This window comes from Shewanella sp. Iso12 (assembly GCF_012030025.1).
In the GTDB taxonomy this organism is placed as follows: domain Bacteria; phylum Pseudomonadota; class Gammaproteobacteria; order Enterobacterales; family Shewanellaceae; genus Shewanella; species Shewanella algae.
Map to the genome: position 1 here is coordinate 1 of NZ_JAAUHW010000056.1, position 371 is coordinate 371.

General features: G+C 50.4%; 1 protein-coding gene. It reads right to left on the minus strand.

Going from position 1 to position 371, the window contains the following annotated elements:
• A partial coding sequence (locus tag HCX89_RS22715; protein WP_174840228.1) for a transposase domain-containing protein occupies positions 1-371 on the minus strand: 371 nt, incomplete at both ends.

Here is a 371-nt window from a genome sequence, read left to right on the forward strand (position 1 = left end):
GCTGGATGTATTACCTGACCCAAAATGGTCTCTTAACTCCGGTGTGTCAGCGGTTCTAAAAAGCGCGCCATCCACAGCAAAGACTTGCAAACCTTGCCAAGTATCCTCAGGGTAACGCTCTAACCCCCACCTATGGCTGCATTGCCTAAACAACCATTCTGGGGCTGCTTTGCCGAGGCGTTGCCTTGCTTGCGTTAAAGCACTTTTTGCTAACAGCTCCTCATTAGCCAACCCCTCGGCACAGACATTCATTCGCCGTGCGACTTCGGCAATCGGTTCGTTGCGGAAAAACGCCATTCCAACAATAAGCCAAAGAACCATATCACTCGGTAAACGACGTCGACGAATCGTCGCTTTATCGGAAAGTGTTG